The 13,946-nt window shown below is 39.3% G+C and carries 11 protein-coding genes and 1 pseudogene; 10 read left to right on the forward strand and 2 right to left on the reverse strand.

What is annotated here, in order from left to right; genetic code table 11:
* The 5 genes and pseudogenes from EA341_RS08990 to EA341_RS09010 form a co-directional block, all read left to right on the forward strand.
* Positions 1-1,027, forward strand: a pseudogene (locus EA341_RS08990) (type I restriction endonuclease subunit R); the annotation flags it as partial.
* A gap of 154 nt (positions 1,028-1,181) precedes the next feature.
* A complete protein-coding gene (locus EA341_RS08995) occupies positions 1,182-1,589 on the forward strand; it encodes a VOC family protein (protein ID WP_293013144.1) in 408 nt (135 codons plus the stop codon).
* A gap of 183 nt (positions 1,590-1,772) precedes the next feature.
* A complete protein-coding gene (locus EA341_RS09000; RefSeq protein WP_293013146.1) occupies positions 1,773-2,507 on the forward strand; it encodes a response regulator in 735 nt (244 codons plus the stop codon).
* Positions 2,508-2,634: 127 nt separating this feature from the next.
* Positions 2,635-3,057 (forward strand): energy transducer TonB, encoded by a 423-nt coding sequence (locus EA341_RS09005; protein WP_293013149.1) that lies wholly within the window; start codon positions 2,635-2,637, stop codon positions 3,055-3,057.
* Positions 3,058-3,487: 430 nt separating this feature from the next.
* A complete protein-coding gene (locus tag EA341_RS09010; RefSeq protein ID WP_293013151.1) occupies positions 3,488-5,695 on the forward strand; it encodes a histidine kinase dimerization/phosphoacceptor domain -containing protein in 2,208 nt (735 codons plus the stop codon).
* Positions 5,696-5,731: 36 nt separating this feature from the next.
* On the opposite strand, the gene EA341_RS09015 is transcribed toward EA341_RS09010, so the two are convergent.
* Positions 5,732-7,063: a hypothetical protein gene (locus tag EA341_RS09015; RefSeq protein WP_293013153.1), complete on the reverse strand. Its 1,332-nt coding sequence runs from the start codon at positions 7,061-7,063 to the stop codon at positions 5,732-5,734.
* 159 nt (positions 7,064-7,222) lie between these two features.
* On the opposite strand from EA341_RS09015, the gene EA341_RS09020 reads away from it, so the two are divergent.
* Together EA341_RS09020 and EA341_RS09025 are read left to right on the forward strand one after the other, a co-directional pair.
* Positions 7,223-7,714, forward strand: coding sequence for a hypothetical protein (locus tag EA341_RS09020; RefSeq protein WP_293013155.1), 492 nt, complete (start codon positions 7,223-7,225; stop codon positions 7,712-7,714).
* A gap of 130 nt (positions 7,715-7,844) precedes the next feature.
* Positions 7,845-9,035, forward strand: coding sequence for a cystathionine gamma-synthase family protein (locus EA341_RS09025; RefSeq protein WP_293013157.1), 1,191 nt, complete (start codon positions 7,845-7,847; stop codon positions 9,033-9,035).
* Between the two features lie 159 nt (positions 9,036-9,194).
* On the opposite strand, the gene EA341_RS09030 is transcribed toward EA341_RS09025, so the two are convergent.
* Positions 9,195-9,872: a potassium channel family protein gene (locus EA341_RS09030; RefSeq protein WP_293013160.1), complete on the reverse strand. Its 678-nt coding sequence runs from the start codon at positions 9,870-9,872 to the stop codon at positions 9,195-9,197.
* Between the two features lie 443 nt (positions 9,873-10,315).
* Here EA341_RS09030 and mnmH point away from each other — a divergent pair, with 443 nt between their 5' ends.
* The 3 genes from mnmH (at position 10,316) to EA341_RS09045 (ending at position 13,823) form a co-directional block, all read left to right on the forward strand.
* Positions 10,316-11,359 (forward strand): tRNA 2-selenouridine(34) synthase MnmH, encoded by a 1,044-nt coding sequence (mnmH, locus tag EA341_RS09035; protein ID WP_293013162.1) that lies wholly within the window; start codon positions 10,316-10,318, stop codon positions 11,357-11,359.
* On the forward strand, positions 11,331-12,362 hold the full coding sequence (gene selD, locus EA341_RS09040; RefSeq protein WP_293013165.1) for a selenide, water dikinase SelD: 1,032 nt from the start codon (positions 11,331-11,333) through the stop codon (positions 12,360-12,362). Before mnmH ends, selD begins: the two co-directional genes overlap by 29 nt.
* A 669-nt stretch (positions 12,363-13,031) precedes the next feature.
* Positions 13,032-13,823: an alpha/beta hydrolase gene (locus tag EA341_RS09045; RefSeq protein ID WP_293013168.1), complete on the forward strand. Its 792-nt coding sequence runs from the start codon at positions 13,032-13,034 to the stop codon at positions 13,821-13,823.
* Positions 13,824-13,946: the final 123 nt, after the last annotated feature.

A 13,946-nucleotide genomic window follows, 5' to 3' on the forward strand; every position in this document is an offset into this window, starting at 1 on the left:
CTTGACTGGTTTTGATCAACCCAAATTGTGCACCATGTATGTGGACAAAAAGCTACAAGGTGTTTTGGCAGTTCAGGCGTTAAGCCGTTTGAATCGTGCAGCTGATAAATTGGGAAAGAAAACCGAAGATTTATTTGTGTTGGACTTTTTCAATGATGTGGATGAAATTAAACTATCCTTTGACCCATTCTATACGTCCACCTCACTCAGTGGTGCAACTGATATCAATGTTTTACATGAATTGAAAGGAACTTTGGATGATGTGGGTGTGTACGAGTGGGAAGAAGTAGAAGACTTTGTAAGTAAGTATTTTGAGGGTGTAGATGCACAACAACTGAGTCCTATCATTGATACAGCAGCCAATCGTTTCAATGCAGCATTGGATTTGGAAGACGATGAAAAGGCAGACTTTAAAATCAAAGCGAAGCAGTTTGTGAAGATATACGGACAAATGGCTTCCATCATGCCCTATGAAGTATTGCCTTGGGAAAAGCTGTTTTGGTTTTTGAAATTCCTGATTCCTAAATTGATTGTCAAGACTAAGGAAGATGAATTGATAGATGAATTGTTGGAATCTGTTGATTTATCGACCTATGGCTTAGAAAGAACAAAGCTCAACTATACTATTGGATTAGATGATTCGTCAACAGAGTTGGATCCACAAAACCCTAACCCCAGAGGTGCCCATGGAGGCAGCGAAGAAAAAGATCCCTTAGATGAAATCATCAAGTCATTCAATGATCGATGGTTTCAAGGTTGGGATGCTACACCGGAAGATCAGCGAGTAAAGTTCATATCAATCAGCAGACATATTCAAGCCCATCCAGATTTTAAAACCAAAGTAGCTGATAATAGAGATTCACAGAACCGTGACTTGGCTTTCAAGAGAATCTTAGATGAGGTAATGGGGCAGCAACGGAAAAAGGAGCTGGAGCTGTATAAATTGTATGCAAAGGACGAATCTTTCTATCAGGCCTTATTTGATACCATGAAAAGGATGATTGATCATCCGAGATTAGGACAATAGGTTTAAAAAATATAACCAGCATTCAATAGTCGCTCAAACCAAAACTTGTCATGACCTTATCCCTGCACAAAAGCACACCACAATAAAACGAAAAACTAGCTGAAACCAAATAAACACCTCATCCCTCACTCCTTAAAAAGTTTAAAAACCAAAAATGAAACAACATTTAGCCCATATAGCAATAGTGGTGGATGACTATGATAGGGCAATTGAATTCTACACCCAGAAATTGCATTTTACCTTAATTGAGGATACTGTTCTTTCTGAGAGCAAGCGCTGGGTTTTGGTGAGACCTCAGGGCGCAAATGAATGTGCTTTGTTATTGGCCAAGGGCGTCAATGATGCACAAAAAAGCAGGATCGGTAACCAAACGGGTGGAAGGGTGTTTCTTTTCCTGCATACGGATAATTTCAAAAGAGACTATCAAAACCTGTTAGACCATCAAATTAAGATTGTAAGGGAACCAAGTGTGGAAGACTATGGGACAGTGGCTGTTTTTGAGGATCTATATGGGAACCTGTGGGACTTGATAGAACCAAACAATCAGCCAACAGCAACCTGATGATTCCCTGATAAAGCAGGGGAGTAGATTTGGCAGGGTAGGAGAGCGGTGTATTTATAATTCAGTATCTTAAAGGCTAAATATGATTTGAAGTTCAAATTGTCTTCTCAGGTATAATGAGAATTGAACCAGACTTTTTATATTTCTTCACATTTCCTCTATGACACTTTTAATGAAACGACTTTGGACAAAATAAAAATATTACTTGTAGAAGATGAGTTGGTTATTGCCGAAGACCTGAAGGATATTTTGGAGGAACTGGGGTATGAGGTCTGTGGAATAGCGATCAGTGCCAGGGAGGCTTTGGCTTTGATAGAGGAACAATCTCCTGATTTGGCCTTGTTGGATATTCAGATCAAAGGGGGTAAAGACGGTATTGAACTCGCCGCTGAGATCAATGAACATTACCACTTGCCTTTTATCATGCTGACTTCCTATTCGGACATGCAGACCCTCAACCGGGCCAAAGCAGTACATCCTTATGGCTACCTGGTCAAGCCTTTCAATGAAAAAGACATTTTAGCAAGTATAGAAATGGCCCTGGCCAATTTTGCCAAAGATCAGGTGAAAAAGTCCAATGAAGATAAATCAGAAGATTTTGTACTCAATGACAGCATGTTTATCCGTACCAATGGCATGCTGGTCAAGCTCAAACTCAATGAGATCATCTACTTTGAGGCTGACGCAAATTATTCACAGGTATATACCAAAGATAAAAAATTTGTGATCCGAACCATCCTCAAAGAGTTGGAAGGCAAGCTGGAGTCCAATCGCTTTGCCAGGGTGCACAAGTCCTTTTTGATCAATTTGGAGGAAATTGAGAGCATACAATCAGATTCCGTCCATATCGCTGGCAGAGAAATCCCCATCAGCAGGAATCAGTACAGCTGGCTCTTGAACCAAATCAAATTGCTGTAATTTTTTAATTGACATTTTAGCACACTTCTTTCACAATTCATGTCTCTTGTTCCCTATGGGGAATCCTGGTGCAGTGAATTGAGGTAGATTCATTTATAAATTTTTTACAACCAAAACCAAATGAATCATGAAAGCTACATTAACAGTAATCGCATTGTCCTTCTTCACAATATTTTATGGAATTGCACAGGAAGAAAGTTTGATTTCAGAAAATACTTCAGGCAGTGGAAATATGACAACTTTGAGAAGTATGGAACTGCCTGCTTTCAAAGGAGGGCAGGAAGCCATAGCTACTTTTGTCAGCGAAAAGATAGAATATCCTAAAATGGCATTCAAACAAGGGGTAGAAGGTGTGGTATTGGTCAATTTCAGGATTTCAAAAGAGGGAAAAATCCTCAATCCATATGTGTCACAAAGTATTCATCCTGAGTTGGACGAGGAAGCCATTCGCTTGGTCAATAAAATGCCCAATTGGATCCCTGCCTTGCAAAATGGTGAGCCAAAAGAGGTTGCATACCAACTCCCTATCAGGTTTGAGTTAAAAAATTAGTAAAGCTTTGCATAAGTCTATTTAGAACTAACTGTCTTTTGTTTCAAGAGGCAGTTTTTTAAATTAATATGTATTCAATTATTGTTCTAGCCCTGTTCTTGGCTCTAAATTCTGATTAGAATTTAATTATGAAGCTACTTTCATTAAGGAAAAAGTAGCCAATTCCGAGTACTCGGGACGAATCTTATCCTCGCACTTGGCCTACGCTGGCCCGGTCGAAATTCGTCCCGCCCAAAATGTGGTGTTTAAGGTTAGAGAAAAGTTGAAAGTTTGGGTTTGAAAGACTAAGGAGTAAAGACCTGTTTACACATATTAAAACTTGTCCTTCATGTTTATCCTCAGTACATTACTACATTAATCAAGTACTTTTCACCAATTGAATCCGAAATTTTGTAATGGATTGTACAACCTCATTTTAACTGCAGCTGATATGAAATTTCTAGTATTCATTTTTATAACCGTTTTCATCCATTCTTTGGGCTTTTCCCAAGGATCCCAATGGGTTCAGGATTCCTTGCCTATTTATGAAAAAAACTTCCAAAGACAGCTGGAGTCAGGAGATTTGGAAAAGGCCAAAAAAGTGATTTCAGAGATATTGGACAAAGGAGAGGAATCCCTCGATCCGGCGTTTTTTGATTTTTACCATAAAGCCATTCAAGATCCCCTAACAGCCAAATCACCGGGAATTCTCGGTAACCTCTATTCTGGTTTGGCTACCCTAGAATTCTATAGGGGAGATATCAAAGCCGCTAAAAACAGTTTTACAAGCGCAAAATCTATTTATATACGGGAAGGAATAAAAAAGGACGCCGCCGGAATGGCAATGAATTTGGGTGTGTTGCATGAGAGATTGGGTAACTATGATTCTGCCCTTACCAATTACCGGGAAGCAATCCCCATTTTTGAATCTTTAGATGATGCCAAATCACTCGCCAATGTGTATGAAAATATTGGCCTGACCAATTACATGTTGTCGGAATTCAATTCAGCCTTGCAGAATTATAACAAAACAGACTCACTATTGAACAGCTATCTGGATTCAATGGATGTCAGGTGGATCGGTTTTTACATGAATAAAAGTTCAGTGCTTTCCGAATTGAACAGGGATGATGAAGGTTTAGCCATTTTATTGAAGGGACTTAGGATTGCTGAAAAAAATCAGCATGAATTTCTGATCCATAGACTGAATTCAAGGCTTTCTGATGTATATGAATTTCAAGGTGAGACTGAAAAGCAATACAAATCACTGCTGAAGAGCAAGAGTTTTTTTGATAAAAGCCAAAACAGATCCGAAATCGCCAATCTTGATTATAAAATGGCTCGGTACCAATACCAGCATGGGAGTATGGATTCGGCATTATACTATGCGGAGAAAAGCTTTCAATATTATGAGGAAAACGGTTTGTCGAATAGAATGGGAATGGTATTGAATATGATGGGCAATATGGAGTTTTCAAAGAACAGTTATGAAAAGGCATTACAGTTTTACCAGCAATCATTGGCTTATTTGAAAAATGAAAAAAACCAGTCTTATGCCGGCTTCCTATTCAATATGGGATATGCTTTCCACAAAGTAGGGAATAATACTGAAGCCTTGGATTATATAGAAAAGTCTCTTGCGATCAGTACGGAATTGAATGACCTACAGGCCATTAGAAATTCCTACCAAGGTCTATATGAAACCTATCAAAGCAAAGGAGATTATAAAAATGCTTTTGATTTTTTAACCTTATTTCATGTCTATGAAGATTCCATATTTAATGAGACCAAAAACAGGAACCTTGCAGAGCTTGAAACCCAATATGAAACGGAGAAAAAGGATCAGGCCATCCTGGAGTTAGAGCAGGAAAAGGAAATTCAGGGCCTACGTGCACAAAAGCAACAGGCCCAGATCAATATGGGTATTGGAGGTTTGATTTTATTTATTGTAGTGGCTGGCTTATTTTTCAGATTGGCCCAAATCAGAAAAAGGCATAATGTTACCCTGGAATATAAAAACAAGGAAATAGCCAAACAGAATGGGGAAAGAGAATTGCTCTTGAAGGAAATCCATCACCGCGTCAAAAACAACCTTCAGATCATTTCCAGTCTTCTCAGCATGCAAACCCGTGGCTTGCAGGATGATAAAGTCAAAGATGCCATGAAGGAAAGCCAAAGCAGGGTGAAAACTATGGCCCTGATCCACGAAAAGCTTTATCAATATGAAAACCTGTCTAAAATCAATATGCAGGAGTATATGCGCCAATTAAGTGATTTCTTGACTCAGACCTACAGGTCTGATAAAGACATTCATATCAACATTGTGGCTGAAGAGATCAATTTGGATATGGACTTGGCTATTCCAATAGGGTTGATAACCAATGAACTGCTTTCCAATTCCCTGAAATATGCCTTTGAAGATATGTCCTTCGGAGAAATAGACATCATCTTTGAACAGTCCGAACCAGGAACATATACACTCTTGGTCAAAGATACCGGTAAGGGTCTAGATGAAAATTTGGACATTGAAAAGACCAAATCCTTAGGACTGAAACTCGTGCGTACCCTTACCAGACAAATTGAAGGGGAGTTAAAGATCAGTTCCAAAAACGGTGCTGCATTCGAAATACAATTCAAGGATCTCAGAATGGCCGCCTGATTTTTATGCTTTAGGCGTATGGTGACAAACGAGGATTTAATCTAGCTGATAGATTTGTATTTCTCCCGAGAAAATGGACAGCCAGCGCTTATCTCCCAATTGCACCAATGCATTAGGTTGGACATTCAAGCGGTTTTCGGCATGAACCAGTTCCATGCTTCCCTGAGAAAGGTCGACCTGGTAAAAGCCGCTCACCCTATGTTCATCCTGAGCTGCTGAATAGGCTACATAGACCAAAAATTTATTGTCCACAATCTTTACTTCTGAAGGAAGCGTATATGTCACATGTCTTTTCTCCTCGGTTTCAAAGATGACCTGTCCTCCTTTTTTGGCCACTACAAATTTTGCTGAAAACCCAGCTTCAGCAGCTTCTGGCCCAAGTCCCTGTCTGTAAAAAACAAGCTCCTCTTCAGGTCGGTATTGCAATAAGGCAGTTCCCTGGAAGGGGGATAATTCCTCGCCCAAAGTCCCGCTTTCAACATCCAAAATGGAGTTGCCAAAAATCTTTTGTCCAATCACATATTCCCTTAAAGAATTTCCGAAAGCAAAAGCAGGAATAACCCTTCTTTCTTCACTTTGCAGGTTGACTATTGTGAGTGTTCTATTTTCCCCTTCAACTGGATTGGAAAATACAACATGACCATCAGCTATTCTGGATACATCCCCTCCGTTTCCACGGGTAATTCCAAAAGGAACAGAGGTTTTGTCTTCCACATTATACAGCATGATATCAGATTCAAAAGTGCCAGGTGACACGTACAACATGTTGTTTTTGTCAATTGCCCGTATTTTTTGGCCCAATTCATTGTCAAGATCCAATATCTCCCCGTTGTTGATGTCGATTCTGTGGTTGGACTGGGTATTTCCCTCAAAGTCTTTCACGAATAAATAATTCCTATCAGGGCTAAGGTCAAATTCCCCAAAACGCTCAAATGTGGCTAAGGAACTGATGTTGAGATCAGCTTTGAAGGTATGTTGGTAATCCGGTAATTGAAAGATGGAAACACTGTCAGCATTGATCACTTGTTCTACCAGCAATTGATAAGACTTTCCCTCTTCGAAACCGTATTCTATCTCCCCAATAGACTGGTTTCTTTGAAAAGAAGCAGGTTCCAATGAGCTGATGCTGAGTGTATCTGAATCTTGATTGAGTAGGATCAAGCGGTTGAAAGGCTTTAAATCCTCCTTAGGGAAAATCAGGAATTTCACAGAATTTGTTGACTGCGGAAAACTGGAAAAATTGAGTTTTTCAGATGGAAACAATACCGTAGGCTCAGTTGAAATTTGCGGATCTGTATTCTGGGACATTTCACAGGAACTTAATAATGTAATTCCTAAAATCAAGGCACTTAAAAACTGGTTTTTCATTGAGTTGAAAAGATATTATTTGTCAATTCTGTCGATTGGAAAGATAAAAACCTCTTAAGCCTTTAAGGCTATTATGGTTTAACGTATGAAAAATAATTAATTTTTAAAAGAATTCAATACGGATTATGATAAAGTATAAGATATTCATTTAAATATTATATGTATATATGGAAAGATACCAGTAGAAAAATTTACAGCTGCTTCTTGATTCATTTCAACAGGAAGAAAAATGTAATTTTCCAGTTTGACTACAAGAAGTTCTTGCAGTACATAAAAGGTGAATTAGCTTTCCCCGAACCAAAGTGTTATTCCTTCACTTTACCAGAAATCAATGGCATTGAAGCAGGGTTCTCAGGAGCATCTGTTCTCCCCAAAGCCTCCAAAATCATTTTTACAGCTTCTGTGGAAGATACCGACAATGCCTATGATGACGGAGAAATCCTCGGCAGTATGATCGGGACCATAGACCTACTGGATGCAGGTATTTCTGATACTTTTGAATATTGCCTGATTCCCCACGGCGAGGAAAAACTCAAGATTGAATCCGTGACCGTTGACAGTGAAGATTCAAATGAGGGTGCAAACCTTATTCTTATCTCAGATGATGACAAGGGCAATTCCACATTGGTTAAATGCAAATTGGTTTGGTAGCAATAGGCAAATAAGAAATAGGGTAGGGATGGACTGGGTTTCTTCGAAGGTGGAGATCAAGATTAAGCTATAATATTGTTTGGGATAATGTATTTCAAAACCTATTTTGAAAAATATAAACACATCAATTATGAAAGACAAAGAAATGCAAGGCAAAAAACAGGGGACCAAAGCAGTATGGGGAGGACAAAGCGACTTGTTTTACCAGGGAGCCACCCAGGTTCCTGTAGTGAATAGTGTAACCTTCGGTTATGATAATGTTGATGACTGGTTTGATGTGGCCATTGGAAAAAAAGAAGGACATATCTACAGCAGGAATACCAACCCGACAGTAGCCGTATTTGAGGAAAAAGTGAGGGTACTTGAAAATGCCGAAGCAGCCACCAGCTTTTCAACAGGGATGGCAGCCATCAGCAACACCTTGTATACTTTTTTGTCGAAAGGAGATCGTGTCGTCTCTATCAATGATACCTATGGAGGTACGAGTATTGTTTTTTTAGAATTTCTTCCCAAATATGGAATTGAGGTAAGCCTCTGTGATACTGAAGACCATGATGAAATTGAGGCAGAATTAAAAAAAGGATGCAAACTGCTTTACCTGGAAACACCTACAAATCCCACCATGAAAATTCTGGATTTAAAAAGGCTTATTCAAGCAGCCCATCAAGTAGGTGCCATGGTCGTGGTGGACAATACCTTTGCTACACCGATCAACCAAAGCCCTTTGGCATTGGGAGCAGACCTTGTATTACACAGTGCGACCAAATACCTTGGAGGTCATTCGGATGCCATGGGCGGCGTAGTATGCGGGAGAAAAGAGTTGATTGATCAGGTATTTCATTACCGTGAAATCAACGGAGCCAGCCTGCATGCCAATACGGCTTATATGTTGTTGCGCGGAATCCAAACACTGGAATTACGGGTGTTGCGACAGAATGAGAATGCCATGAAACTGGCGGAGCATTTGGAAAAGCATCCTAAAATTGAGCAGGTATTTTATCCGGGATTGGAATCACACTCCGGACATAAAATAGCATCTGAGCAAATGACAGGTTTTGGAGGTGTATTGTCGTTTTCTGTAAAAGGGGATTTTAAGGAGGTGAAAGTCTTTTTGAATCACCTGGAATTGGCACATTTGGCGGCAAGTCTAGGATCTGTGAGTACTTTGATAGGCCCTCCAAAAGTGACCAGTCATGTGGAAGCTACAGAGGAGGAACGTAAGCAATTGGGAATACCAGAGACCCTTATTCGCTGTGCGGTTGGGATTGAAAACATAGAAGATATTATTGCTGACTTTGATCAAGCCCTTTCAAAAATTTAACCTGAAGGGGTATGCAATAGCGGTTGGTCATAAGCCATTTCAGGGTTTGATTGGCGTGTGAATCTTGATTGTAAACTAGGCTAATCCAGCCAATTTCAGCTAATGATGAAACATGTGTCAAAAAATGAGAGAAGGGGTATGTTAAAAAAACAGTCAGTTTTATTTCTTAATTTCAGTGGAAAAGGAGACCAATTTGGCGATGATCACCGCTGGATAAAGTATCCCTAAAACTGATAAAAAAACAGCCAGCATTTTGGCGGTTATGCCCTCGGCATAAATATCGCCAAAGCCCACTGTGCTTATACTGACAAGACTGAAATAAATATAAGTTCCGTAATCTCCATCTCTGCCAAGCAATTCAATATTTCCATCAATGGCATTTCCTGATGTCAATTGAATCAACTCGAAGCCGAAAGCTCCTGCCAATGCCAATAACAAATAGACGTTTACCGCTCCGATCACCCTGTAGGTATTGATTTCCTGATCCCTGAACAACAAACTGATATTGATCACCACCAAGAGCATAAGGTTCAAAATGATTACTACCCTTTCCAGTAGATAAAACTCATGGGGATTATCTGTGAACCGAATTAACCTTAACAATAGGTGTATGGTAAGCAAGGAAATGCTGGCTATGAGATAGCCTTTGTTATTCGAAGAAAAAACGCCTATAAAAAAGAGGCTGATAAACATGAAGTTTAAAAAGATTGCCGTATCTCCCTTACTATCAATCAATACCGGTAGAATAAAGATTGTAAAAATCAGCATTCCCAGAAGCGTTACAAAGGAAGCATCTGATATCCAGTAGTTTCTTGTTTTCTTAAGGTAATTGGACATAAGTTAAAATAAGAAAATTCAAAGTAATTTTAAATTTTGATAAACTCAAATATGCAGATTTGATTATTAATTTTTCTGTGTATTCGGAATGGTGCCGGTAGAATAATTTATGGTTGCTTCTTGAATCATTTCGATACTAATTGATATTTGATATTTATAGACAACTTGTCCCGGTTTATCGGGATTGGTCAAATGCAAACATGAATTTTATGTTTTAAGGTTAATGGCAAAGAAGCGTATAATCACATTAATTTTTGTCTGTCATCATATCAGATGTGCATATAGCTTTAAATGTCTCCATTTATTTCGTCGTTATTAAGGAATATACATGAAACATAATGGTGAATTTGATGTTTTAACATAGTTATTCCGCTCGATTTGTGCACATTGTTTTTTTAATGGAAAGTAAAGGCCTTCAGCTGAAATTATAATTAAATTAGGGTATGGTGAGAAAGATCAATTTTGGAGAGCCTTTGAAAGAAAAATTCCCCATAATTGATGTGCGATCTCCGGGTGAATTTCAAAAAGGACATATTCCCGATGCTATCAATATTCCTTTATTTTCAGATGAAGAAAGGGTCCATGTAGGAACTGTTTACAAGCAGGAATCACAAGAGGCTGCCGTTGAATTGGGATACAAATATGTCACCCCTAAACTCAATCATTTTATTTCCAGTGCTTTTGATGTGGCTCCCCATGGTAAAGTTATCGTACATTGTTGGCGCGGAGGTATGAGAAGTCAGGCTTTTGCTGAGCATTTATCTTCAAATGGTTTTGAAGAAGTTTTGGTCGTGGATGGTGGATACAAGGCTTTTAGGAATAGGGTATTGGATAGCTTTGAAATACCGTTAAAAATCCGGGTTCTTGGAGGCTATACAGGAAGTGGGAAAACAATCATTCTTGAAGAATTACAAAAGCAAGGTGAGCAGGTGATTGATTTGGAAGGTATGGCATGTCATAAAGGTTCTGCATTTGGAGGAATAGGGCAGGGGCAACAGCCTACAGTGGAGCAGTTTGAAAATAACCTCTACTTCGAGCTCAGTAAACTAAATTTGGACAGGTTTATCTGGATAGAAGACGAGAGTCATAATATCGGCAATGTTAAAATACCGCGTTCTTTTTTCAATCAAATGAGGGCTGCTGATCTTCTTTTTCTCGAGATACCTAAAGAAGTGCGTGCAAGACACTTGGTGGAAGGTTACGCAAATAGTAGTAATGTTAAACTGAAAGAAGGCATTTATAGGATTTCCAAGCGCCTTGGAGGATTAAGGACCAAAGAAATTCTTGATTACCTGGATAAAAAAGATTTTTACAATGTAGCCCTTATGGCTTTGGATTATTACGACAAATATTACTTGAGGGGCTTACAAAAGAAAATGTCAGGGAATATAATTCACTGCGAACTAGACAACACTGAACACAGGGAAAATGCCCTTAAAATTCTTAAGACGATAAAAGATGAACGAAATAAAATTAACAGCATTTAGCCATGGAGCAGGGTGTGGATGCAAAATATCCCCAGCCATATTGTCTGAGATGTTACAAACAGACAATCCTTTCGCTCAATACCAGAATATTATTGTTGGAAACAGCACCAAAGATGATGCAGCTGTTTACGACATGGGTGATGGCACAGGGATCATTACTACCACGGATTTTTTTATGCCGATTGTTGATGACCCTTTTACCTTTGGTCAGATTGCTGCGACCAATGCCATCAGTGACATTTTTGCCATGGGTGGGCAGCCTATTATGGCCATAGCCATATTTGGTTGGCCCATCGAAAAATTATCTACTGAAATTGCCAGGCAGGTGCTTGCGGGTGGTCGTGAAGTATGTCTTCGAGCTGGAAGCCCACTTGTAGGAGGGCACAGTATTGACAGTCCTGAACCAATTTTTGGGCTTGCAGTAACGGGAAGAATCGACCTCAAACACCTCAAGAGAAATGATACAGCCACTGAGGGTTGTAAACTGTATTTGACAAAACCTTTGGGGGTAGGCATATTGGCAACAGCAGAAAAAAAAGGAAATATCAGTCCGGCGCACGTTGGCATTGCAGCCAAATCAATGACAACTTTAAATGCTATAGGTAGGGATTTATCAAAGATGGAGGGTGTCAAGGCTATGACGGATGTTACCGGATTTGGTCTTTTGGGCCATCTTGTAGAAATGTGTGAAGGAAGTAATCTTTCAGCTGAGATTGATTATGCTAAAGTACCTGTATTCAAAGAGGTTCATTTGTACCTAGAACAAGGGAATGTTCCCGGTGGGACTTATAGAAATTGGAGTAGCTACGGGCATCATGTGCGTTTAAAAGATGACAGTTTTAAAGAGATTTTATGCGATCCCCAAACCAGTGGGGGTTTATTGGTCGCTGTAGAAAAGTCTGCGCAGGAAGAGGTGGAGAAATTGTTCAGGGAAAATGGAATAGTGTCGGAAGCTATTGGTGAAATGAGGCCTAAGGCTGAATATATGGTAGAGGTGGACTAGGCGAGAAACGAGAATCATCAAGCAATTAAATTTTGCAAATTTTTTATTGAATTTATAAATCAAATTACTGTATGCAGTTTTTTCAGGATTTATGGTTTTTCAAATAAGTGGTAGGCCTTCAAGCAGATGAAAAGCGCTTATCATTCTTTACAGGAACCCTTAGATTGACTTTTTTTAAGCTTTTGGGTACAGGTGGTAAAAACGGATTCAGCTCCTTGCCCAACTTTGGAATCTATGTTCTTTTTTGTGTTTGGGAATCCGAGAAGAATGCCAACTTTTTTTTAAGAAAACCCCGTTTTTGAATCTTACAAAAAGAGGAGTGCCGAGCAGTATACAGTTTATAAAAATGCGGCAGAATCACACGGATCTTGGGATATTGTCAATCCTTTTACTTAAAAATAGCAAAGTGGAGCCCAATATGCCAGTTGTTGTTTTGATCAGAGTAAGGTTTCGCTTTAATAAATTATGGTCTTTTTCAGTATTACTTATTTTCAGATTGCAATTGGAAGAGACCTTAAGGCGGCGGTGGGTGATCAATATCCTTCCATGAATTAAAACAGGGAGAACCCTGACTATTATCATTTTTCAAACCAATTTTTTAAGAGAAATTTGCTTCGAATTCTATGGTAAAGATTTGAACTTATGCCGTTAAATTAATCTGAATGCCTAATGAATACGATCAATCTAGAATATACCATTGCAGGAGCCGATCATGGAGAAACAATCCTTTTTGTCCATGGAGCAGGCGCGAGTATTCTTCAGTTTGAAAAGCAGCATGATTTTTTTTCTGATCAGTACAGGGTTGTTTCCCTATCTTTAAGAGGCCATGGGGATTCTCCAAACCCCGCACCGAATACTACTGAGCAATACGCCTTAGATGTTTTTGCAGGAGATATTCTCCGATTGATTGAGAACCTTCATTTGGAACGGATACATTATGTTGGTAATTCTGCAGGAGGGGTGATAGGTTATCTAGTAGTCAGAAAAATTCCTGAAAAATTCTTAAGCTTAACCACTTTCGGTACTACTGGGCAGATGAAATTTCCAAAATTCCTTGCCCCTGTATTTAGGGGGATTGACGCTTTTATGCTCCGGTTTTTTAAAAATTGGTACCTGAGATTGATGGTTTCCCATACGGCCACCAATGAGGCCTCCAAGGATGTTTTTTATCAAATGTTTGAAAAGGCCATACCTGCCATTCCCCATTTCAGGTACAATTTGGTAAATTATGATTTTACTGGATTTATAGCGCAAAGCCGTGTTCCCTATACCCTGATCAAATGTGAATTTGATAGTGGGATTAATGGGATGTTAAAATCAACGCTAAAGGCCATCGATGCCAATCCATCAGCAAAGGTGATCGAGTTGAAGGGTGTGGGCCATGTGGCCAACCTGGACGATCCCAAAGCATTCAATAATTGCCTGATGGACATCTTGATAAACCTAATTGATCGATCATGAAAAAGGGGGTTATTGTAAGTTCGTATGGAGACATTTATTATGAGCTATCAGGCTTATCCGGTGGACCTACCTTGGTTTTTATCCATGGAGTAGGTATGGACCATGCTACTTTTCAGGAGCAGC

This window comes from Mongoliibacter sp. (genome assembly GCF_007692705.1).
GTDB lineage: Bacteria > Bacteroidota > Bacteroidia > Cytophagales > Cyclobacteriaceae > Mongoliibacter.